At 67.4% G+C, this 20,232-nt stretch carries 21 protein-coding genes; 10 read left to right on the top strand and 11 right to left on the bottom strand.

Translation table 11 applies throughout. The features are described from left to right. Position 1 precedes the first annotated feature (1 nt). The 6 genes from ACQ4OD_RS14845 to ACQ4OD_RS14820 all read left to right on the top strand — a co-directional run bounded on the left by ACQ4OD_RS14845 (position 2) and on the right by ACQ4OD_RS14820 (position 5,299). Positions 2 to 853, top strand: a complete 852-nt coding sequence (locus tag ACQ4OD_RS14845; RefSeq protein ID WP_430944510.1) for a MaoC family dehydratase — start codon at positions 2 to 4, stop codon at positions 851 to 853. Between the two features lie 56 nt (positions 854 to 909). Beyond that, the gene (locus ACQ4OD_RS14840; protein WP_102684835.1) at positions 910 to 1,215 is read left to right on the top strand and encodes a MazG-like family protein; all 306 of its coding nucleotides are present in this window, start codon (positions 910 to 912) and stop codon (positions 1,213 to 1,215) included. After that, positions 1,212 to 1,961, top strand: a complete 750-nt coding sequence (locus tag ACQ4OD_RS14835; RefSeq protein ID WP_102684816.1) for a methyltransferase domain-containing protein — start codon at positions 1,212 to 1,214, stop codon at positions 1,959 to 1,961. The genes ACQ4OD_RS14840 and ACQ4OD_RS14835 overlap by 4 nt, the downstream gene beginning before the upstream one ends. A gap of 20 nt (positions 1,962 to 1,981) precedes the next feature. After that, positions 1,982 to 2,614, top strand: coding sequence for a DUF4136 domain-containing protein (locus ACQ4OD_RS14830; RefSeq protein ID WP_110703760.1), 633 nt, complete (start codon positions 1,982 to 1,984; stop codon positions 2,612 to 2,614). A gap of 19 nt (positions 2,615 to 2,633) precedes the next feature. Beyond that, complete coding sequence (locus ACQ4OD_RS14825) at positions 2,634 to 3,194, top strand: DUF4136 domain-containing protein (protein ID WP_110703759.1); 561 nt, start codon at positions 2,634 to 2,636, stop codon at positions 3,192 to 3,194. A gap of 149 nt (positions 3,195 to 3,343) precedes the next feature. Beyond that, positions 3,344 to 5,299, top strand: coding sequence for a pilus assembly protein TadG-related protein (locus ACQ4OD_RS14820; protein WP_430944509.1), 1,956 nt, complete (start codon positions 3,344 to 3,346; stop codon positions 5,297 to 5,299). Here ACQ4OD_RS14820 and ACQ4OD_RS14815 read toward each other — a convergent pair. Both ACQ4OD_RS14815 and ACQ4OD_RS14810 read right to left on the bottom strand, forming a co-directional pair. After that, positions 5,284 to 7,920 (bottom strand): ATP-binding protein, encoded by a 2,637-nt coding sequence (locus tag ACQ4OD_RS14815; RefSeq protein ID WP_430944508.1) that lies wholly within the window; start codon positions 7,918 to 7,920, stop codon positions 5,284 to 5,286. The two genes, ACQ4OD_RS14820 and ACQ4OD_RS14815, sit on opposite strands and share 16 nt — an antisense overlap. Next, positions 7,917 to 8,360 carry a TadE family protein gene (locus ACQ4OD_RS14810; protein ID WP_023632045.1) on the bottom strand — a complete coding sequence of 148 codons (444 nt, stop codon included), beginning with the start codon at positions 8,358 to 8,360 and terminating at the stop codon, positions 7,917 to 7,919. The genes ACQ4OD_RS14815 and ACQ4OD_RS14810 overlap by 4 nt, the downstream gene beginning before the upstream one ends. A gap of 75 nt (positions 8,361 to 8,435) precedes the next feature. On the opposite strand from ACQ4OD_RS14810, the gene ACQ4OD_RS14805 reads away from it, so the two are divergent. Both ACQ4OD_RS14805 and ACQ4OD_RS14800 read left to right on the top strand, forming a co-directional pair. Then, positions 8,436 to 8,906, top strand: a complete 471-nt coding sequence (locus ACQ4OD_RS14805; RefSeq protein ID WP_038706832.1) for an A24 family peptidase — start codon at positions 8,436 to 8,438, stop codon at positions 8,904 to 8,906. A 113-nt stretch (positions 8,907 to 9,019) separates the two neighbouring features. Next, complete coding sequence (locus ACQ4OD_RS14800; protein WP_219730482.1) at positions 9,020 to 9,802, top strand: response regulator; 783 nt, start codon at positions 9,020 to 9,022, stop codon at positions 9,800 to 9,802. 180 nt (positions 9,803 to 9,982) lie between these two features. On the opposite strand, the gene ACQ4OD_RS14795 is transcribed toward ACQ4OD_RS14800, so the two are convergent. From ACQ4OD_RS14795 to cpaB, 8 genes are read right to left on the bottom strand one after another with little or no spacing between them, the layout of a single operon-like run. Then, complete coding sequence (locus tag ACQ4OD_RS14795; protein ID WP_430944507.1) at positions 9,983 to 10,243, bottom strand: DUF3613 domain-containing protein; 261 nt, start codon at positions 10,241 to 10,243, stop codon at positions 9,983 to 9,985. Positions 10,244 to 10,255: 12 nt separating this feature from the next. Next, the gene (locus tag ACQ4OD_RS14790; RefSeq protein WP_430944506.1) at positions 10,256 to 10,957 is read right to left on the bottom strand and encodes a hypothetical protein; all 702 of its coding nucleotides are present in this window, start codon (positions 10,955 to 10,957) and stop codon (positions 10,256 to 10,258) included. Between the two features lie 37 nt (positions 10,958 to 10,994). Next, positions 10,995 to 11,882 carry a type II secretion system F family protein gene (locus ACQ4OD_RS14785; RefSeq protein ID WP_102684812.1) on the bottom strand — a complete coding sequence of 296 codons (888 nt, stop codon included), beginning with the start codon at positions 11,880 to 11,882 and terminating at the stop codon, positions 10,995 to 10,997. Positions 11,883 to 11,884: 2 nt separating this feature from the next. Beyond that, positions 11,885 to 12,766, bottom strand: coding sequence for a type II secretion system F family protein (locus ACQ4OD_RS14780; protein WP_430944505.1), 882 nt, complete (start codon positions 12,764 to 12,766; stop codon positions 11,885 to 11,887). Next, on the bottom strand, positions 12,763 to 14,019 hold the full coding sequence (locus ACQ4OD_RS14775; protein WP_139668431.1) for a CpaF family protein: 1,257 nt from the start codon (positions 14,017 to 14,019) through the stop codon (positions 12,763 to 12,765). Before ACQ4OD_RS14775 ends, ACQ4OD_RS14780 begins: the two co-directional genes overlap by 4 nt. Further along, complete coding sequence (locus ACQ4OD_RS14770; RefSeq protein ID WP_102684810.1) at positions 14,016 to 15,206, bottom strand: pilus assembly protein; 1,191 nt, start codon at positions 15,204 to 15,206, stop codon at positions 14,016 to 14,018. Before ACQ4OD_RS14770 ends, ACQ4OD_RS14775 begins: the two co-directional genes overlap by 4 nt. Then, entirely contained in the window at positions 15,203 to 16,495 is a 1,293-nt protein-coding gene (locus ACQ4OD_RS14765; RefSeq protein ID WP_139668429.1) for a type II and III secretion system protein family protein, read from the bottom strand. Before ACQ4OD_RS14765 ends, ACQ4OD_RS14770 begins: the two co-directional genes overlap by 4 nt. 19 nt (positions 16,496 to 16,514) lie before the next feature. Beyond that, a complete protein-coding gene (gene cpaB, locus ACQ4OD_RS14760) occupies positions 16,515 to 17,462 on the bottom strand; it encodes a Flp pilus assembly protein CpaB (protein ID WP_430944504.1) in 948 nt (315 codons plus the stop codon). Between the two features lie 289 nt (positions 17,463 to 17,751). On the opposite strand from cpaB, the gene ACQ4OD_RS14755 reads away from it, so the two are divergent. Continuing rightward, complete coding sequence (locus ACQ4OD_RS14755) at positions 17,752 to 17,934, top strand: Flp family type IVb pilin (RefSeq protein ID WP_111533356.1); 183 nt, start codon at positions 17,752 to 17,754, stop codon at positions 17,932 to 17,934. A gap of 47 nt (positions 17,935 to 17,981) precedes the next feature. Then, complete coding sequence (locus ACQ4OD_RS14750) at positions 17,982 to 18,389, top strand: response regulator (RefSeq protein ID WP_046854132.1); 408 nt, start codon at positions 17,982 to 17,984, stop codon at positions 18,387 to 18,389. A 156-nt stretch (positions 18,390 to 18,545) separates the two neighbouring features. On the opposite strand, the gene ACQ4OD_RS14745 is transcribed toward ACQ4OD_RS14750, so the two are convergent. After that, the gene (locus ACQ4OD_RS14745) at positions 18,546 to 20,216 is read right to left on the bottom strand and encodes a ShlB/FhaC/HecB family hemolysin secretion/activation protein (protein ID WP_111533354.1); all 1,671 of its coding nucleotides are present in this window, start codon (positions 20,214 to 20,216) and stop codon (positions 18,546 to 18,548) included. Positions 20,217 to 20,232 lie beyond the last annotated feature (16 nt).

Here is a 20,232-nt window from a genome sequence, read left to right as displayed (position 1 = left end):
CATGACCCGACCTTGGCACGACCTGCACAGCCCCGACTCACGCCTGAACCTCTACCTGCGCGCCCTGGGCAAACGCAAGATCCGTGGCAGCCAGCTACCGGAGACAGGCCTGCGCTGCTACCTGCGGGTCGATGGCGCCAACCTGGCGGCCTATCGCCGGCTCTGCCACTTCGCCGATGACGGCCGCCTGCCGGGCACCTACCCGCACGTCATGGCCTTCAGCCTGCAATTGCAGTTGCTCACCGGGGACGACTTCCCCTTCCCCCTGCTCGGGCTGGTGCACCTGCACAACAGCCTGCAAGTGCTGCGCCCACTGGGCGGCATCGATGGGTTGCGCTTCGCGGTGTACGCCGACAACCTGCAGCCCCACGAAAAGGGCGGCACCTTCGACCTGGTGACCGAGGCCGAGGACGGGCTCGGGCTGCTCTGGCGCGAGACCAGCCGCATGCTGGTGCGCGGCCTCAAGCTCGAGCAACAGGCCGCCAGCGCCACCGCGCAGGCACCCGCCGCACTGCCCGAGGCCACCCGCTGGTACGCCGACAGCGACATCGGCCGGCGCTATGCCAGGGTCTGCGGCGACTACAACCCGATCCACCTGAGCAGCCTCAGCGCACGTCTGTTCGGTTTCCCCAAGGCCATCGCCCATGGCATGTGGAGCAAGGCCATGGCGCTGGCGGCGCTGCAGGGTCACCTGCCGAAAGCCGGATATGAATTCGCGGTGGACTTCCACAAGCCGGTGCGCCTGCCGTCGGAGGTAGTGCTGAGCGCCAGCGCGGCAGGGCCGGCCGGCGAGCTGCGCCTGGATGGCCACGGCGGGCTGGTGCACATGGTTGGCAGCTGGCGCGCACGCTGATCGGGCTTGCTTTGCAAGGAACCTCGCCGGAAGCTATGCGCCACGAGGAGACCCCGATGAACCTGCAAGAACTGACCGAACGCCTGCACCGCATCCGCGACACCAACGACTGGCGGGTTTTCCACAGCCCGAAGAACCTGGCCATGGCCGCCAGCGTCGAAATGGCCGAGCTGGTGGAGATCTTCCAGTGGCTGAGCGAAGACCAGTCCCGCCAGCTGCCTGCCGACCAGCTTGCCCACGCTGGCCAGGAAGTGGGCGATATCGTCCTCTACCTGCTGCTGTTGTGCAGCGAGCTTGGCCTGGACATGAACGAGGTGGTGCGGGCCAAACTCGCCGACAGCGAAAGGCGCTTCGCCAAATGAACGACCGTCATTTCGATGAACTGGCCAGCCGCTTCGCCGAGAAGATCTATGGTGGCGCCAAGGGGGCGATCCGCCTGGCGGTGCTCCAGGCCGACCTGGCCGAAACGTTGCCCGAGCGCCCGTTGCGGGTGCTCGACATCGGCGCCGGCCTGGGCCACATGGCCCTGTGGCTGGCCCAGCGTGGCCACCAACTGACTCTCGCCGAGCCCGCCGCGCCGATGCTCGACGGCGCCCGTGCGCGCTTCGCCGAGGCCGGCCAGCAGGCAACGTTCATCCAGGCGCCCTGGCAAGACCTGCTTGGCCAGCTCACCGAGCCCTACGACCTGGTGCTGTGCCACGCGGTGCTCGAATGGCTGGCCGAACCCGAAAGCATCCTGCCGGTGCTGCACCAGCTGACCGCGCCGGGCGGCTGGCTGTCGCTGGCCTTCTACAACCGCGACGCGCTGGTCTACCGCAACCTGCTCAAGGGGCATTTCCGCAAGCTGCGGCACAACCGCCTGGCCGGCGAGAAGCAGAGCCTGACGCCACAGAAACCACTTGATCCACGCGAGCTCAAGGCGCAACTTGATCCCATGTGGCAGGTCGAAAGCGAAAGCGGCGTGCGGGTGTTCCACGACTACATGCCCAAGGAGTTCCAGGCCAAGGCCGAGCTACTCGACCTGCTGGAGATGGAGCTGGCGCACCGGCGCCACCCCAGCTTCGCCGGCTTGGGTCGTTACCTGCACTGGATCTGCCGACCCCACTGACCCGCCCGCCAGGAGGATACATGCCGTACCGTCTGTTCTGCCTGGCCCTGCTCCCCCTTGCCCTGGCCGCCTGCCAGGGCAGCAACCCCTATGTCGCCAGCGGCAAGCCGCTGCCACCGGCACCGCCCCAGGCCGCCGGCACTTTCGACGCCAGCGCCTACCCCACGCCACCGCGCGACTATGGCCGTTACCGCAGCTGGAGCTGGCGCAACAGCCAGCCCCCCGGCGGCCTGGCGAACGCCACGCCGGGCCAGCTGGCCGACGCGGTGAGCAGCGCCCTCGACCAGCACGGCCTGCGCCCGGCCCACAATGCCCCTGCCGACCTGCTGGTCAGCGCCGATGTTCGCCTGGAGCGACGCCTGCGCCAGGTGCGCGACTACGACTACGATCCCTATTACGGCCCCTACCCCTATGGCAGCGTCGGCTACGGCGGCTACCGCAATGGTTATGGCGCCTATGGCAGCGTGCCGATCGTGCGCACCTACCAGGTCGAGGTGATGGTTGTGCGCATCGACCTGTTCGATGCCCGCAACGGCCAGCCGGTGTGGAGCGCCAGCGCCGAAAGCGGCAGCGACAAAGACTCGCCGCGTGAACGCGAAAGCGCCCTGCGCGAGTCGGTGAGCAAGGCGATGAGCGGCTATCCTCCCAGCTGACCCTTTACGGAGAACCATCATGTTGCGCCGTCTCGTACTTCTGTCCTTCGCCCTGCTGCTGGCGGCCTGTTCGAGTAACAACGTGCAGCAGGACTTCGATGCCAGCCGCGACTTCGCCGCCTACCGCAGTTGGGCCTGGCAGGAGCCGGCCCTGCAATACCGTCCGGACGATCCACGGATCAAGAGCGACCTGACCGAGCAGCGCATCCGCCAGGCGGTCGCCGGCCAGCTCGACCAGCGCGGCCTGCGCCCGGTCCAGGGCAATGCCCGACCCGATGTGAAGGTGCGGTCCTACCTGATCGTCGAAGATCGCCAACAGCAGATCACCACCAACTACGGCGGCGCCTGGGGCGGTTATTGGGGCGGCTACTGGGGCGGGCCGATGTACAACGAGACCCGCAGCGTCGACTACAAGGTGGCGACCATCCAGGTCGACCTGTTCGACGGGCGTGACGGCAAGCTGGTGTGGCGTGGCAGCGCCGAACAGATCATGAACAACTACCCGCCCAGCCCGCAGGAACGCAACGCGGCGATCCAGAAGACCGTGACCCAGGTACTGAGCAACTACCCGCCACATTGAGCCCCAGATCGCGGGGCAAACCCGCTGCCCCGCCCCCGCGATGCGCCGCTTGGGCGAGGCACTTCGATCAAGGCAACTTGCCATCACCTTGACTACACTCCTTGCACCGCCGCCGCGCTGCCGGGCCACAGGCCGGCAAAGGAGTGCCCGTGGTTCCCCGTTCCGTTGTGCGCCAACGCGGCGCGATCGGCCTGATGGCCGCGCTGACCATGGGCCTGGCCGTCGTGTTCATGCTCCTGACCGTCGACAGCGGCCGCCTCTACCTCGAACAACGCAAGCTGCAACGCATCGCCGACATGGCTGCGCTGGAAGCCGCCGAGCATGACGGCGCCTGCACCGGCAGCGGCCCGCAGGCATCCACGCTGGCCCGCACCGCCGCCACCCGCAACGGCCATTCGCCGCTCAACCCACTGATCGCCAGTTGTGGCTACCTGCGCACCGGCAACGACAACCTGCGCACCTTCACTGCCGACAGTCAGCGCAACGAGGCGATCAAGGTCGAGGTCAGCAATGTGGTGGTCACCAGCTTCGCCGGTGGCATCTACGCGCTGGTGCAGGGCGGTGCCATCGCCCGCACCACCACCCTGCGCGCCAGCGCGGTGGCCGCAAGCCCAGGGCCACCCCAGGCAATGCTGAGCATTCGCAGCACACTGCTGCAGGTCAGTTCGATGCAGTCGGCCATTCTCAACGCCCTGCTGAAGGCCATCGGCGCCAGCACGCAACTCACCGTGCTGGGCTGGCAAGGCATCGCCGATACCCAGCTCAACCTGCTCAACTACCTCGATGCACTCTCCACCGAACTGAAGCTGAACCTGGGGGATTACCAGCAACTGCTCGACTTCCAGACCACTGCCGAAAATCTGCTGAAAGTCGCCGTCAAGGTTCTGCAGCAAAGCGGCGCCGCCGTGGAGGTGACCGGCGATCTGCTCAAACTCGCCGCGGACCTGAAAGGGCCGATCACCCTGGGGCAGTTGCTCAACCTGCAGACCGGCACCGTCCAGGCTGGCCTGGACGCGAACGTGCAAGTGCTGCAACTGGTCCAGGCGATGATTCAGCTGGCGGCTAATCGACAAGCCGTGAATGCCGAGATCCCTATCACCGCACTGGGTTTGATCAATGGCCGCGTGTACCTGAAGGTGATCCAGCCCCCGCAGAACTCCGCCGTGGGCGACCCGCGCAGCGATGAGTTGCGCGTCCATACCGCACAGATCCGCGCGCTGGTATCACTGGACCTGCCCCTGCTGACCGGCATCGCCGGGTTGCTCAATGCCGTGCTGGACCTGGCGGCGCCCTTGACCAACGTGCTCAACAACCTGCTCAGCCTGAACCTGCTGGGCACCGTGCAGTCGCTGACCTGCGCCCTGGGCATCCCGTGCAAGGTCAGCGACATCAAGCTGCTGGACAGCCAGGTGCATATCGATATCGGCATCGAAGTGGCCGAAGGCACCAGCCGCTTGCCCCCGGCGCCACCCGACAACTACAGCTGCGCGCCCAAGAGCCTGACCACCCTCACCCAGCGCTCGGCGGCGAGGATCGCGATCGGCAAGTTCGACTCACCGGCCGAGTTCCTCAGCAATGGGCCTGACTTCGTCAAGGTACAGGCCCTGCCGGTCATCGATATCGGCACCAATGTCTGCAGCCGCCTGCTGATCCTCCCGCCCTCCTGCGGCACACGCGTGCCCTATGCCGGCGGCGGCATCGGCCTGCGGGTGGACACCAAGCTGCTCGGCAGCAGCCCGACGGAAAAACCACTGGTCTTCGCCGACGACCATGCACCGCGAAATATCGGCCAGGATCCGATGTTCCAGCCCATGGATAGCGACCAGGCCCAGGTGGTGGGCAGCCTGTCCGGCACACTTGCCGGTGTACATCTGGAAGCCTACAGGCCCACTGCCAACAGCGGCCTCGGCCAGGTGCTGGTGCTCACCGCCGGCCTGCTGGACGGGGTGAAGAACATCCTCGAGCCGATCATCAGGAACCTGCTCAGCCCCCTGCTCGATCCACTGGTGAACGGCTTGCTCAAGGTCCTGGGCATCGACCTGGCCAGCGCCGAGGTCGGCGCCAACCTCAGTTGCTCCAGCGGCCACGCTCAGTTGGTGCAGTGAACCGGCAGGTCGATGCAGAAGCACGCGCCCTCGGGCGAGTTGCTCACTGTCAGCTCGCCGCCCATCTGGCTGACGATGCCGTGGCTGACCGATAGCCCCAGGCCGGTGCCAACACCGGCCGGCTTGGTGGTGAAGAAGGGTTCGAAGATGCGCTCGTGCAGCCGCGCATCGATGCCGCCGGCATTGTCCTCCACCAGCAGCCAAAGCCGTTCTCCATGCAGCGCCTGGCGCACGCGGATCCAGGGCTGCGCCACCTGTTGCTCGAGCAAGGCATCGCGGGCGTTGACCATCAGGTTGATCAGCACCTGCTCCAGCTGGTCCTGATGCCCGAGCACTTGCGGCATCGCCTCGGGCGACTCGAGGTGCAGCGCCACGCCCTTGCCGCGCAAGCCCTCCTCGAGCAACCCCCGGGCGCCCTGCACCGCGCCCCACGCGGCGAAGCGCTCGCACTCGACCGTCGAACGCCGGCCATATACGCGCATGTGCTCGACCAGCCGGGCAGCGCGCGCTACCTGCGCCTCGATTCGGCGCAACTTGTCCTCCAGGTAGGCCGGATCGGCGGCGCCGTTCTCCAGGCGCTTGAGCGCATTGACCACCGCCATGCGCATCACGTTGAGCGGTTGGTTGATCTCGTGCAGCAGGCCGGTGGCCAACTCGCCGAGGGTGGCCATCTTGGCACCCTGCAACAGCTGCTGCTGGCTGCGCCGCACCTCGGTGTTGTCGCGGCCCACGGCCTGCACCTCGAGCAGGCGGCCTTCGCCGTCGAACAGGCCGCGGTCGGCCCAGACCCACCAGGCATGCTCACGGCCAGGCAACTGCAGGCAGATCTCCGCGCTGCTCACCGGTTGCTCGGGCGTCAGTGCCCGCAGGCGCTGGAGAAATGCATCGCGCTGGTCGGCGGACAACCATTGGCCCAGGTCGGCACCCTGCAACTGCTCGGGCGTGCAACCCAGGTAATCGGCCAACGGCCGGTTGCCGAACAGCACGGTGAGGTCCGGGTGATAGCGGCAGATCATCGCCGGCGAGTCCTCCACCAGCACCCGATAGCGTTCCTCGCTCTGGCGCATGCGCTCGGCGGCCTCGGTGGCTTCGCTGACGTCCAGCCACAGGCCGACCACTTCCAGCGGCTGGCCGAGGTCGTCACGCAGCAGTCGGGCCTCATCGAGCATCCAGTGGTAACCACCAAGGTGGTCACGCAGGCGATAGCGGCAACGCACCAGGCCATCGCGCAGCAGGCTGCGGGTGCGCTCCAGCCACAGCGGCCGGTCATCGGGGTGCACCGCCAGGCCCGGCTGGCGGGCGAGTTCGCCGTCGGCCTCCCAGCCCAGCAACGGCGCCAGGCTGGCACTGTAGAAATCGCCGTGCAGCGCGCCCTCGGCATAGCGTTGCACGTAGATCACCGCGGGTGAGCGGGCAATCAGGTTCTCCAGCCGCGCCCGGGCCGCGCCGGCCTGCTGCTCCTGGGCCTTGAGGGCGCTGATATCGAGCAGGAAACCGCGCAGTTGGCCGCCCCGGCCTTGACCGGCCCAATGGAACCAGCGCGGCGCCACGAGCGGGTCACGGTCCAGCAGGCGCACGCCCAGGCTCAATGCCTGCCCGGCACGGGCCTGGTCCAGGGCCAGCTGCGCCGGCTCGCGGTCGGCCGGGTGCAGGCGGGCAAGCCACTGGTCCAGCCCGACCCGGCCGTCGAGACCCAAGGTCGCGGCCAGGGCCGGGTCCAGTTGCAGGTCGCCATGCGCCGGCCACTCCCACCAACCCGCGCCCAACTGCTGCTGCAAGTCGTCAAGGTGATGGGCCTGGTGCTGCAGTTGCTGGCGGCGATGACGTACCAGCAGCGGCTCGGTCAAGCTGCGCACCAGGGCCATGGCCATGTCGACCGCAGGCACCTGGTGCGCCCCGGCGCACAACATCCAGGCCTCAGCCTCCAGCCCTTGCCGATAGGGCACCAGGAACAGCGAGGCACCTCCGCACAGGGCGAGCAGTTCAGGGTCGTCGCGCACCTCGATCAGGGTCTGGGCCGGCCACTGGTCCAGCCTGTCCCGCAACCGACGGTCATCGGGCCAGGGCCAGGCATCGTCGCTACTGGCGAAGTGGCGCCAGCCGCCCGGTTCGCGCAGTACCAGGCGCAGCGCGGCCGCCTGCCAGTGCTCGGCGAGGCTGCGCAACTGCTCGCGCACCGTCTGCGCCAGGCGCTCGGCACCGCATTCGCGCAGGGCATGGCCGATCTCCCCGAGCAGCGGCCGCTGGCGATCCCAGCGCTGTTCGCGGAGCAGGTCGCCGATATCGAACAGTTGCAGCATCCAGCCCTGCTCGTGACGTTGCAGCCAGCCACGGGTATGCAGGGCGTGGCCCATGACCGTATGGAAATCCAGGTCCAGTGGCTGCCCCTGCCAGTCGGCGGGGTGGCCTTCGAGCACCAGCCAGCTGTGTCGCTCAAGGTAGTCGTGCACCCGCGCGCCAGCCTGGCCGGGCAATGCCAGCAGGCTGCGCAGCGGGCCGGCCAGGCGCAGCACCCGCGCCTGGTCGTCGAGCCACAGTTGCAGGCCCACGGCGGGTGTCGCCTCGGGCACCTGGGCGGGGGCCGGCGCGGCGAACCAGCGGTCGAACAAGCCACCACTCACAGTTGCAGGCTCGCCTGGGCCTGCAACCGCGCGGGCAGTTTGGGCACGTCACCGATCACGGGCAGCAACAGCGTCGGCAAGACGCGATTGAGGCGTTCGCGGGGATAGTCGATCACCACCGTCAGCACCTTGTCCGTGCCCACGGTAACCCGGGTATCGGTATTCACATTGAAGCCCAGTGCATTGGGCATCCACGCCAGTTGCTGGCCGATCACCTGGCGAGCCAGCCCCTGCACGTCCAGCTCGTAGGTCTGGCTGCTCGGGTCCACGGCCACGCAACGTCGCACCGCTTCGCTGCTGGCCTGGTTGAACGACTGCAGCATGAGCATTGGCAAGGCGTAGCTGACCAGGCCGTAGAACACCGCGAAAAACACCATGAATACCGCGACAAACTCGATGGCAGCCGCGCCTTTTTGTTGTCCCGCCGGGCCTGCTTTCATGTTCGCGTCTACCCTGACTGTGAGACCTGTCTGAAAGCATAGAACCGTTCAACGAATAGGGATGGCATTTTGCCAATGCAAAGCATTGTTCTCCTGCTGTGGCTTGCCTTGTGCACCGAACAAGATGTCCGTGAACGACAAATATCCAACGCCCTGACCCTGGGCGTCGCGGCGTGCGCCCTGGCCTGGCTGTTCGCCACCGGACGCAGCTGGATCGGCGCCGACGCCAGCGAGGCCGGCTGGGGCCTGGCCATCGTCATGCTGCTCACCCTGCCCGGCTACATGCTCGGCCGCTTCGGCGCCGGCGACGTGAAACTGATGGGCGCCCTGGCCCTGGCCACCAGCCCGCAGTACGTGCTCGGCACCTTCATCGGCGCCGGGGTCACCGTCCTGGCCTGGATGTTCGGCCGCCGGCGCCTGTGGACCCTGCTCAACCCCAAGGTGAAGAAGCGCCTGCAGGCGCTGGCCGAACAGGTCGGCGACAAGCAGCCCTTTGCCCCCTACGTGCTCGCTGGCTTCCTTCTGACAGCGGTATGGATCCAATAAGCGACCGAAGGGTCGGATTATGGAGTAGGACCGATGTACATAACGGCAAAGTGCGACTACTTTTCTAACTGCCAGAGCGTCTGGCCCGGGAGCAGGGCCGATACAACAGGGAGTTGATCGTGAACAAACCCGTCAGTGAGGTGAAAGTGCTGGTGGTCGACGACCAGCCAGTGATCGTCGAAGAGTTGTGCGAATTCCTCGAAAGCGAGGGCTACCGTTGTGTCCCCGCCCACTCCACCGGCCAGGGCATCGACTGCTTCAAGGCGGACGAGACCATCGGCCTGATCCTGTGCGACCTGCACATGCCCGAGCGCGATGGCATCGAACTGGTGCGCACGTTGAAGCAGATCGCCGGGCCGCAGCGCATGTTCGAGGCGATCATGTTGACCGGCCGCGCCGACAAGCAGGACGTGATCCGCGCCCTGCGCGAGGGCTTCGCCGACTACTACCAGAAACCCATGGACCTGGACGAGTTGCTCGAAGGCGTGCGGCGCCAGGAGACCGCGCTGCTGGAGCGGCGCCGCAACTTCCGCGAACTGGGCAGCCTCAACCAGCGTTTGCAGGAGCTGGCCGAGTCTATCGACGACCTCTACCAGGACCTGGAAAAAGCCCGGGGCCAGGGCGCCCATCGGCGCGCCAGCGATACCGAGGAAGGCGAGCCGGAGCTGCCGGCGGCGTTCGAGAAGCTGTCGCCGCGGCAACTGGAAGTCGCCCGGCTGGTGAGCAAGGGCAAGACCAACTACCAGATCGCCTGCGAATTGGGCATCACCGAGAACACGGTGAAGCTGTACGTGTCCCAGGTGCTGCGCCTGACCCACATGCACAACCGCACGCAACTGGCGCTGGCGCTGACCCCACGTTCTTCGCCGGTGCATCAACGCTTTACCACCCATTGATCTGCTGACGACCGCCAACTAGCGTTACTGGGGCTGCTGCGCACCCCATCGCCGGCAAGCCGGCTCCCACAGATTTGCGCAAACCTCAGACAGTGCGCGGCCCTTGTGGGAGCTGGCTTGCCAGCGATGGGGCGCAGAGCGGCCCTTATCGTTTTGCTGACTGTATCAAGCTGTGTGCTCTCAATTGTTCGACGAACTGATCTTGGTCCAGCGGTAGAAATCCGGGATCGGATACTTGTAGCTGTCCAGCCAGCGCTGCATGGCCTGGTCACGTTCCTTGTCGGTCTGCACCTGGCGCACGCTGGACGCCTGGCGGTTGCTCGCCTGCACCTGCAACAGGGCTTCGGTGGCGGTCTGCGGGCGCGGCTGGCGCGGCGGGTCCTCGGCCAGCGCCAACAGTGGCGTGGCCAGGCAGGCGAGGACGACCCAGGGCTTGAACATGTTCACCTCCGCTCAGTTGATGGCCGCGGCCGGGGATTCGGTGGCGGCCAGCGGGCCACGCCCGTTGGCAAGAATGCGCTGCGCCCGGGCCTGGGCCTCGGCGAACTGCTCGGGCTTCAGGTGCAGGCGATTGACCAGGTCCTCCGCCTGGCGCCAGTTGTCCTGCACCAGCGACAAGGTCACCAGGTTGATGGCCGGCAGCGGGTTGTCGTCCTTGAGCTCGATGGCGGTGAGAAATTCGAAACGCGCCTGTTGGTGATTGCCCAGGTTCATCTGCACCACACCCAGGTCGTTGCGCACCTTCTCGTCGGTGGGCGCCAGCCGCGCCGCCCGTTGCAGGTTGCGCAGGGCCTGGGCGTCGTCACCACGGGCCGAGGCCAGTTGCCCCAGGCCGTGCTCGCCTTCGGCGGCCAGGCAACCGCCGAGCAGGCTGCGGTAGAGCGGTTCGGCCTCGGCGCGCCCGAACAGGCGCAGCACCTTGGCCTTGCGCAGGCGCACCTGGTCGAGCTGATCGGGCAACTGCTCCAGGTGGGCCAGCCCGGCGTGCGGGCGGCCTTCGCTGATCATCTGGTCGGCCATGTCCAGGCTCAACTGCTGGTCGGCGTCGGGCTTGCCACAGGTGCCGCCGCCGAGCAGGCGCGCCAGGCCTTCGGGGGGCTGCCCGGCGCAGCCGCTGAGCAGTAGCAGGCTGATGAACGTCAGGATGGCTTTCATTGTGCGTCTCCCCTATCAATGCCCGAATGTTCGATGCTTATGAACCCAAGGCCCGCGCCAGGGCGGAAAACCCTGGCCCGGCCAGAACGATGAGCAGGGCCGGGAACAGGAACAGCATCATCACCGCCGACATCTTCGCCGACATCTTCGACACCCGCTCCTGCAGGCCGGTCAGGCGCCGGTCATCAAGCAGTTCCTTGAGCGCCAGCAACGACTTCATCGAGCCACTGCCCTGCACCAGCAGTTGCTGGAGGATGACGCAGGTGTCGATGAACTCGTCCACCGCCAGCAGGCGCGCGGTCTTTTCCAGCTCCGGGCCCAGGGCCAGGCCGGAATCGACCCGCTGCAACACCAGGCGCAACTCGTCGCTGATGTTCGGCACCAGGCTGCGGCCTTCCTGGGCCAGCACGCGCAGGGCCTGCTCCACCGCCAGCCCGGTTTCGAAGAGGATGCGCAGCAACGGAATCAGCAGGCTCACCTCCTCGGCGATGCGCCGCTGACGCCGGGCCGCCGCCACGACCAGCAGGCGCTTGGGCAACAGGTAGCCCGCGCCCAGCGCACAGAGTACCAGCACGCCCCAGTGCCCGCGGTTTTCCCCGGGCAGGCCATGGACCAACAGCAGCGCCACGCCCACCGCCAGCAACGGCAAGCCCAACTGCACGGCGGCGAACAGTGCGCGTTGCCGGCTGCGCCGCCAGCCCAGGCGGTCAAGCAGCGCCTGGGTCTCGCCGTCCAGCCGTTGCAGGCGCCGCCCCCAGGGGCTGCTGCCCAGCCACTGCAACCAGTCGCCCAGGCGCTCGTCACGGTCCAGCCGCCCCTGCAGGCGCCGCGCCACGCGCTGGCGAGCGCGCCACTGGCCGATGGCCTGCGCGGCCAGCAGGGCGAACGCGGCGAACAGGCACAGGGCGCTGAGCATCAAGGCCATGGTCACAGGCTCCTCATCATGCGCCACAGCACCAGACAGCCGACCGCCTGCATGACAAAGGCGAATAGCAGCATCATCTGGCCGCTGGCGTCGCGCCACATGGCCAGCAGGTAGGTGGGGTTAGCGAACAGGAAGTAGCCGACCATCACCAGCGGCAGCGCGCCGAGGATCCACGCGGTGATGCGGGTCTCGCCGGTCATGGCGCGCAGTTGCCGGTCGCCCTGCTCGTGTTCGCGGATCAGCTTGATCAGGTTCTCCATCAGTTCGCTGGCGTTGCCGCCGTGGCGCTGGTTGATGCGCAGCCCCAGGGCGAACATGCGCAGTTCGGCCTGACCGTAGAGTTCGGCGAACTCGCTGACGGCATCTTCCAGCGGCACACCGAGCTGCACGTTGCGCCGCACCCGCAGCATCGCCGAGCGCAACGGCTCGCGGGTGCTGTCGACGCCGCCGAGCACCGCCTCGTTGAGGGTGCGCCCGGCCTTGAGGCTTCGCACGCTGTAGTCGAGCAGGCCGGGCAACTGCTGGACGATCTGCTGCAGGCGCCGCCGGCAGCGCCAACTCAGGTACAGGTGGCCGAGCAGAGGCAGGCCGGCCAGCACCATCAGCGCCGTCACCCAGCCGGCCAGCACGCCGGCCAGTACGGTCAGCGCCAGCCAACCCAGCAACCAGGGCCGTGGGGAGAAATCGGCATGGACAAGCCCCGCCCGCTGCAACAGCGGGTCGAGCCAGTCACGCCGGGCCGTGCCGCTGCGCACGGCGCGGTAGGCCCGACCCATGCGGTCGAGGATGCGCTCTTCGCCGCGCTTGTACAGGCCCAGGCGCCACAGCAGCAAGGCCATGCCCAGGCACAGGGGCGACAGGGCCAGCAGCAGCGGCCCCATCACAGCACCCCTTCGTGGCGCAGCTTGCCGCCGGCGGGGTTCGGCGCCTCGCGCAGAAAGCCTTCGCCACTGCGCCGGTCCAGGCGGAACAAGGTGTTGGTGACATACACATCGTCACGCACCCCGACCACCTCCAGCACCTCGCTGACGCAGCGCCGGCCATCGGCCAGGCGGGTCAGCTGGATCACCACGTCCAGCGCGGCGCAGATCATCTGCCGCAGAGTCTTCTCGGCAATCTGCCGGCCGGTCAGGCCGACCAGGGTCTCCAGGCGCAGCAAGGCGTCCTGGGCGGTGTTGGCGTGCACCGTGCTCATCGAACCGTCATGGCCGGTGTTCATCGCGGTCATCACATCAAGCACCTCGGCGCCGCGGATCTCGCCGAGGATGATGCGGTCGGGGCGCATGCGCAGGGCATTGCGGATCAGCTCGCTGGCCTTGATCTCGCCGTGGCCCTCGGCATTCGGCGGGCGGGTTTCCAGGCGTACCACATGGGGGTGGTGCAGCTGCAGTTCGGCCACGTCCTCGATGGTCACCAGGCGCTCCTGGGGCGCGATCATCTGGCTGAGGATATTGAGCAGGGTGGTCTTGCCGGTGCCGGTGCCGCCACTGACCAGGATGTTGCAACGCCGGCCCACGGCGCGTTCGAGAAAGTCGTAGATGGGCTGGTCGATGGCCCGGGTGGCCAGCAGGTCGGCGCTCTTGAGCATGTCCTGGCGAAACTTGCGGATCGACAGGCACGGCCCGTCCAGGGCCACCGGCGGAATGATCGCGTTGACCCGGCTGCCGTCGGGCATGCGCGCATCGACCATTGGCGACGACTCGTCCAGGCGCCGCCCCAGGGGCGCGAGGATGCGCTGCATCACCCGCTCGACATGGTGCGCGTCGATGAAGCGCAGGTCGGTCTGCTGCAGCAGGCCAGAGCGCTCGACGAACACCCGGTACGGGCCGTTGACCAGGATCTCGGTCACGCTCGGGTCGCGCAGCAGCACCTCCAGCGGACCATAACCGGTGAGCTCGTCGACGATCTCCTCGGCCAGGCGCTCCATCTCGTAGCGCGACAGGGCCAGGCGCAGACGCGCCACATAGTCACCCACCTGCTCGAGGACGAACTGCGCCAGCACCGGCCGCGCGCCCTCCAGCAGGTTGCGGCCGCTGTCCTCGATGGCATCGATCACGTGCCGGTGCAAGGCGCGCTTGAGCGCCTGCGGGTCACTGGCCCCGTGTCGGGGCCCGCCAAAGGGTTCTTCGCTGATCATCGGTTGCCCCACAGCCGGCGCAGCCAGCTCTGGCCCGGCGGCGCCAGGTTTTCCGAGCGCCGCGCCAGGCGCTCGCCAAGCCCGCGCAGGGCCTGGGTAAGGCTTTCACGCGGGGCCAGTTCGAACAGGCTCAGGCCCTGGTTCTTGGCGTTCAGGCGCACTTCCGGGCTGTAGGGCATGACCTTGAGCAAGGGCAGCCCGTAGCGCTTGGCCAGGGCCTCGGCATCCGGCGCCACCTGGCGCAGGTAGCGGTCCACCAGCAGGCTGGCGTGCTCGAGCTTGATGCCACGGTCGCGCCACTGCTCGAGCACATCCAGGTTGCGCCGGCAGTCGAGGATGTTCTGGTCGGTGTAGACGATCAGCTTGTCGCAGTGGCTGACGAGGGTCCGCAGCGCCTCGCTGTCGGCCTGCCCGGTGAGGTTCACGACGATGTGCTGGAAGTGCTGGCGCAGGGCGCCGAGGAGCATGTGCAGCTCGGCGGCGCTGGACTGTTGCAGGGCCTCGTCGTTATCGGCATAGGCGAGGATGCGCAGGCCACCCTTGTCGCGGGTGAAGGCGCTGTCGATCAGGGTGGCGTCGAGCCGGCGCAGGTGGCGCAGGGCATCGCCGAAATGGAACGACGCCTCCAGGCCGAGCAAGGCCAGGCTGTCGCCACGGGGCAGGCCGAGGTCGAGCAGCAGGGTCTGCTGCCCGCTCTCCTGCACCACCCGCGCCAGGTGGGTGGTGAGCAGCGCGCCGTCGGCGCCGCGCTGGGCGCCGTAGAGCACGGTGAGGCCGCCCAGGCTGGGGTTGCTGGTGGCCGTCGGCAAGCGCTTGCCCAGGCGCCGCACCAGCCCCGCCACCTCGCTGGCGCGCGAGCCGTAGGCGACAAAGTCGCGGGCGCCGGCGCGCATGGCGTGCAGCACCAGCTGGTTGTCCATGCCGTCGCCGAGGGCGACGATGGCCAGCATCGGCTTGGCCTCCAGCAGGCCTTCGATCAACGCGCACTGGCCGATCAGCTGTTCGCGGTCCAGGCCGATGAACACCAGGTTGCTGAAGGTCATGTCGACCAGCGCCAGCAACTCGTCGAGGTTCGGACTGCTGGCGCCGATCACCTGCCCCAGCGGTGCCAACGCGCCCTGCAGCCAGTGCAGGTCTTCGTCGTTGCGGGTCAGGGCCAGGTAGGTCTGGTTCAGGCTTTCGCTCATTGGGACAACCCGCCACGGCCTTCGAAATTGCCGTTTTCCATGAAGAACAGGCGGCCCCAGCTGGGGTCGTAGGTGCGCAGCGCCTCGCCCGGCAGCTCCGGCAGGCGCGCATTGGCGGCCAACGGCTGGACCAGGTGCGGGGTGACGATCATCAGCAGCTCGGTCTCTTCGCGGTTGAGCGCCGACTGGCGGAAGAACGCGCCGATGATCGGCAGGTTGCCCAGGCCCGGCATCTTGTCCACGGCCGAGCGCACGTTGCTGCTGATCAGCCCGCTGATGATGAAGCTCTCGCCATCGGCCAGCGAAATGCTGGTGTCGGTGCGGCGCACGCTCAGGCCCGGCACCTGGGTACCGGCGATGACCACCGCGTTGTTGTAGTCGAGCTCGCTGACCTCGGGCGCCACCTTGAGGGTGATGCGGTTGCGGCTGACCACGGTCGGGGTCAGCGCCAGGCGCACGCCGAACTCCTTGTACTCGATGGACACGTTGTCGCTGCCGCTGCTGGGCACCGGGATGGGGATCTCGCCGCCGGCCAGGAAGCTCGCGGTCAGGCCGCTGAGCACGGTCAGGCTGGGGCGGGCCAGGGTGTAGGCGAAGCCGCTGTTCTCCAGAGCGTTGATCATCGCCAGGAAGCGGCTGCTGCCGCCGCCCCAGACGATGTTGAAGACGTCGTTGTCGAGCGGGATGCCGGGCCGCACATCGGCGTAGGTCACCGGGTTGGTGCCGGTGGCGACGCCCGGCACGTAGCCGGGGCGCACCACGGTGTTGGGCACGGTATTGGGCGAGCCGATCAGGCTGTTGTTCGAGCCCTTGAAGAACAACCTAGCGCCGGCCTCCTTGTACTTCAGGCGGCGCACTTCGACGAAGCGGATATCGGCCTGCACCTGCACGGGCAGGTCCTCCTGGGCCGTGGGCAGTTGCGCGGCCTCTGCCATGTCGGCGCTGGCCCGGCCCTTGACGAACAGCATGGCGCGGTGCGGCTGGGCGGCGCAGTCGGTCCACAGCATCAGGCTGGTGGTGCCCTGCCCCACCGCCGTGAGCAGCACGGCCCGCTCGCCGCTGGGCTGCACATCGGCCACCTTGGGCTCGCCGACCGCCGCCCGGGTGATGGCCACCGGCAGGCGCAGCTCCTGCTGCAGGCCCTGATCCATCTCGATGACCGAGGGCAGTTGGCCGAAGGCCGCGCAACCCGTCGCGGCCGCCTGCGCCGTCGGTGCGAGCAAGGCCAGGGCCAGCAGCGCCGGGGCCAGCCAGTTGCCTCGTGGAGTAACACGCAAAGAACTACGCATGGATCGCATCCTTGCCGGTTCAGGGAGTCTTGTTGTTGTCGCCGTTCTGCGCGCCGCGGATGATCTGCATGGTCGGCGCGCCAGCCGCCGCGGCCGCCGCCTGGCTGGCCAGGGGCACCTGGGACAGCTGGCTGAAGCGGTAGAGGTTGCGGTTGGCCGTTTCCAGCTGCGGGCTGGCATCCTGGCCGGACCAATACCCGGCCAGCAGCGGCTCGTCGGCACTGCGCACCGCCAGGCGCAGGGTCCCGGCCTGGGCCGCCAGCATCAGCCGGCTGGCCAGGGCCTCGGGCACAGCCAGGCCCACGGTGCGCACAGGGTTGCTGGCAATGGACTGCTGGTCGCGGCGGGCCTTCTGCTCTTCGGCGCTCTGGGCCGGACGCCCATCGTTGGCCAGGCCCGTCTGCTGGTCGACGCTCAGCACGCGCAAGGCCGGCAGCACGACCTGGGCGGAGGATTGCGGGTTGTTGTTTTCTTCACGCAGGAACAGCAGCACGTCGACATAATCGCCTGGGCGCAGTTGCCCGGCGGCACCTATCACATCGTCGATGGCCACCGCGACCGCCCGTTCGTGGGGGCGAATCATCCGCGCCAGGGGGCCGCCAGCCTGGAAACTCGACTCGTCGAGCCAACTGCCCGCAGCAAGTGGGCGGGCACTGCTGCGCCCGAGCACCTGGTCCAGTTGCTGGAAAGCACCGGCCGGCACCACCTGCAGACGTTCGAGGAGCACATCCTCCTCGCTCACGGGGGTGTTGGCCGCGACCGCCCTGCGCAGGACCACGATGGGCGAGCGTGGGGGTTCCGGGGGCGCGGCGGGTACGACAGCGGCCGGGATGGCGGCCTCGCCGGGTGGGGTGAGAGGTGCCGGCGCAGGCTCGGGCGGACGGCTAAGGCGCAGACCCCAGTACCCCGCGAGCAAGGCCGCGAGCAGGAACAGGCCGGCGAGGATCATGGTCAGGCGACTGCTCATCTGCGCTCTCCCTTACGCCCGGGACCAATGATGGCAAAAAGTAACTATTTCGCTATTGGACGGTAGCTGAGGCGCAATCTTTCGCCATTACCTGTACTGGTTTTTTCGAGCCACGAAATTGACGCACCGACAAAACAAAAACTTAGCGCCGCCAATTCCAATCAATACTTTTGGATTAATGCTTTTTTACATTTGCAGGCCGCCACGGCTTGGCGATGCTCTGATGGCAAAGGGGTATCACTTATCAAGCCCCTCCGACCGGCGCCCATCGAGCGCAAGGAGACGTGCCATGCTGCTGCAACAGATCCTCCTCCACGTGAAGACCTTCCTCCAGCGCAAGGACGGCGCCTCCGGTATCGAATACGCGGTCATCGCGGCCATGGTCGCCGTGGTACTGGCCGGCTTCGTCACCCCCATCTCCACCGAAGTGTCGGAGATCATGACCAAGATCCAGACCGCGATCACCCAGTGACCGCACCGCGCCAGCGAGACGTGTAGTCCAACCGCCCGGAGCCAAGCATGCCGACCTCTTCCTTGCGTCAACAGATCCTGCTGGTGGACGACGAGGAGGAGGCCTTGCTGGAGCTGGCCGAGCTGCTGGAAAACGAAGGTTTCTGTTGTCACACCGCCACTTCGGTCAGGTCCGCCCTGCAACAGCTGACCCGCCACCCCGATGTCGCCCTGGTGATCACCGACCTGCGCATGCCCGAGGAAAGTGGCCTGGGCCTGGTCCAGCGCCTGCGCGAACATACCGCGCGCCAGCATTTGCCGGTGATCGTCATGTCCGGGCATGCCGACATGGACGATGTCAGCGACCTGCTGCGGCTGCAGGTACTCGACCTGTTCCGCAAGCCGATCTATCACGCCCGCCTGCTCGAGACGCTGGAGAATCTGTTTCCCAAGCCGTTGATGCAGGCGGTGAAATAACGCCGGACTTGGCACCGTACAACGCCCTTACAGAAGGCACCGCTGACGCGGCGCATCGCCGGCAAGCCGGCTCCCACAAGGAAAGCGCTCGACCTGAGACGGTGCGCGGTCAGTGTGGGAGCCGGCTTGCCGGCGATGGGGGGCCACAGCTCCCCCTTACAATTGATAACTGAAACTCAGGTTCAGCCGTGGCCGCCGGTTGAAGCTGTCCAGCGCCATGTCCGACATCGGCTTGGCCACCTCCACCGCGATGTTGTAGTAGCGCATATCGCCAAAGCGCAGCCCCAGCGCCGCCGACGACATCTTCGAGTCGCGCACGTCCAGCGCGTTGAACCAGGCCCGCGCGGTGTCGAGCGCCACGTAGGGCTGCACGACCTTGAGCCAGCCAGTGTCGCGCCGGAAACTGTAGTTGAGCTCGTAGGCCAGCCCCCATCCCTTGTCACCGGAGCCCTGGTCGCTGGGGTAGCCGCGCCCGAAGTTCTGCCCGCCGAACACTGCCCGCTCGCTGTCGGGCAGGCTGTCGTTGCTCCAGTAGGCCGCTGCCGATGCCACGCCCTGCCAGTTGTCGCTGAAGTTGTCGCTCTGCACGCCCGAGACCCGCAGGCGCAGGAAGTCCAGGTCGTAGTCGGCATTGGTGTTGGCGCCAAGGCGATCCAACCCCTGGTAGACACCGGCACTGATAATCCGCAGGCGGCGCGCCTCGGCCTTGCGCCAGTCGCCTTCGAAGGACAGCGCGCGGATGTCGGTCTCGCTGTCCAGGCGCAGGGGGAAGCCCACCACCTGGTAATCGATGCGGTCGTTGACCACGTAGAAGCGCCCGACCACCTCCAGCCATTCACTGGGCGAGGCGATCAGCGATTGGCTGATGCCCACCGAGTAGCGTTCGTTCTCGCGGTGCTGGGTCAGGTCGATGCCGTTGTCCAGACGGATGCGCGCCTTGGGGTCGCTGCGATAGCGCGAAGCCGACAACAGCAGCTTCGAGCCTTCGGCATCGAGGAACTGGCTGTAGTCGAGGCGGTAGTAATGCTCCTTGTCCTCGCCGGGCGGTACCAGCACGCTGGCGCTCAATTGTTCGGCGAAGCGGGTCTGCGCGTTGCTGCTGGCGCCCAGCAGCGCCTGCAGGTCGTCGCGGCTGCCGTCGTTGAGGCTCAGGGTGGTGGTGATGGGTTTGCGCGAGACCTGGGCGAGCAGGCGGGTCGCGCCGTCGGTGGTCGCCGGGGGCGGCACCTGGGCCTGGAACGTCACCCCGGGGATGCGCCCGGCCAGGCTGGTATAACGCTCGAAGCTTTCGCGGGTCAGCGGACGCTCGGCTTTGAGCCGGTCCAGCAGTTGCTCCAGATAGGCCCGCGCCGCGCCGATATCACCCTCGATCTGATAGTCGTGGATGTAGCCTTCCACCAGCACCACGCGCACCCGGCCATCGGCGAAGTCCTGGGGTGGCAGGTAGGCGTATGACAGCAGGTAGCCGTCCTGCTGGTAGCGTTGGGTGAGGCGGCGGGTGGTCTCGATCAGCTCGGCGAGCGTGACCTCGCGCCCGATCACCGGCTGGAAATGCTCGCGCAGATCGCTCAGGGGGTAAACAGTGCCGCCTTCGAAACGCACCTTGCGCACCGCCACCCGGGTATTCATCAGCAACGGTGGTTGCCGCGAAGTGTCCACGCTGGGCACACGCAAGCCGGGCTGGTCGGGACGGTAGGCATCCACCGGCAGGTTGGGCGTGGGCAGGCGACGTTCGGTCTCGTTGCTGTTGAGGAAACTCGGCAGGGGTTCGCCCCGGGCCAGGCAGGCTGCGGACAGCCCCAGCATCGTCAGCAGCAATCGGCGCATTCGGACACTCCATGAT

It is taken from the genome of Pseudomonas sp. WC1, assembly GCF_050586565.1.
GTDB lineage: Bacteria > Pseudomonadota > Gammaproteobacteria > Pseudomonadales > Pseudomonadaceae > Aquipseudomonas.
Note: the sequence above shows the minus strand (reverse complement) of the source record. Positions and strands in the feature narration are given on the sequence as shown.

Coding starts and splice junctions, on each gene's coding strand:
- ACQ4OD_RS14840 (WP_102684835.1), top strand. CDS start 910: ATGAACCTGCAAGAACTGACCGAACGCCTGCACCGCATCCGCGACACC.
- ACQ4OD_RS14825 (WP_110703759.1), top strand. CDS start 2,634: ATGTTGCGCCGTCTCGTACTTCTGTCCTTCGCCCTGCTGCTGGCGGCC.
- ACQ4OD_RS14785 (WP_102684812.1), bottom strand. CDS start 11,882: ATGGCCTTGATGCTCAGCGCCCTGTGCCTGTTCGCCGCGTTCGCCCTG.
- ACQ4OD_RS14775 (WP_139668431.1), bottom strand. CDS start 14,019: ATGATCAGCGAAGAACCCTTTGGCGGGCCCCGACACGGGGCCAGTGAC.
- ACQ4OD_RS14745 (WP_111533354.1), bottom strand. CDS start 20,216: ATGCGCCGATTGCTGCTGACGATGCTGGGGCTGTCCGCAGCCTGCCTG.
- ACQ4OD_RS14765 (WP_139668429.1), bottom strand. CDS start 16,495: ATGCGTAGTTCTTTGCGTGTTACTCCACGAGGCAACTGGCTGGCCCCG.
- ACQ4OD_RS14835 (WP_102684816.1), top strand. CDS start 1,212: ATGAACGACCGTCATTTCGATGAACTGGCCAGCCGCTTCGCCGAGAAG.
- ACQ4OD_RS14795 (WP_430944507.1), bottom strand. CDS start 10,243: ATGTTCAAGCCCTGGGTCGTCCTCGCCTGCCTGGCCACGCCACTGTTG.
- ACQ4OD_RS14750 (WP_046854132.1), top strand. CDS start 17,982: ATGCCGACCTCTTCCTTGCGTCAACAGATCCTGCTGGTGGACGACGAG.
- ACQ4OD_RS14790 (WP_430944506.1), bottom strand. CDS start 10,957: ATGAAAGCCATCCTGACGTTCATCAGCCTGCTACTGCTCAGCGGCTGC.
- ACQ4OD_RS14810 (WP_023632045.1), bottom strand. CDS start 8,360: ATGAAAGCAGGCCCGGCGGGACAACAAAAAGGCGCGGCTGCCATCGAG.
- ACQ4OD_RS14845 (WP_430944510.1), top strand. CDS start 2: ATGACCCGACCTTGGCACGACCTGCACAGCCCCGACTCACGCCTGAAC.
- cpaB (WP_430944504.1), bottom strand. CDS start 17,462: ATGAGCAGTCGCCTGACCATGATCCTCGCCGGCCTGTTCCTGCTCGCG.
- ACQ4OD_RS14755 (WP_111533356.1), top strand. CDS start 17,752: ATGCTGCTGCAACAGATCCTCCTCCACGTGAAGACCTTCCTCCAGCGC.
- ACQ4OD_RS14770 (WP_102684810.1), bottom strand. CDS start 15,206: ATGAGCGAAAGCCTGAACCAGACCTACCTGGCCCTGACCCGCAACGAC.
- ACQ4OD_RS14830 (WP_110703760.1), top strand. CDS start 1,982: ATGCCGTACCGTCTGTTCTGCCTGGCCCTGCTCCCCCTTGCCCTGGCC.
- ACQ4OD_RS14805 (WP_038706832.1), top strand. CDS start 8,436: ATGCAAAGCATTGTTCTCCTGCTGTGGCTTGCCTTGTGCACCGAACAA.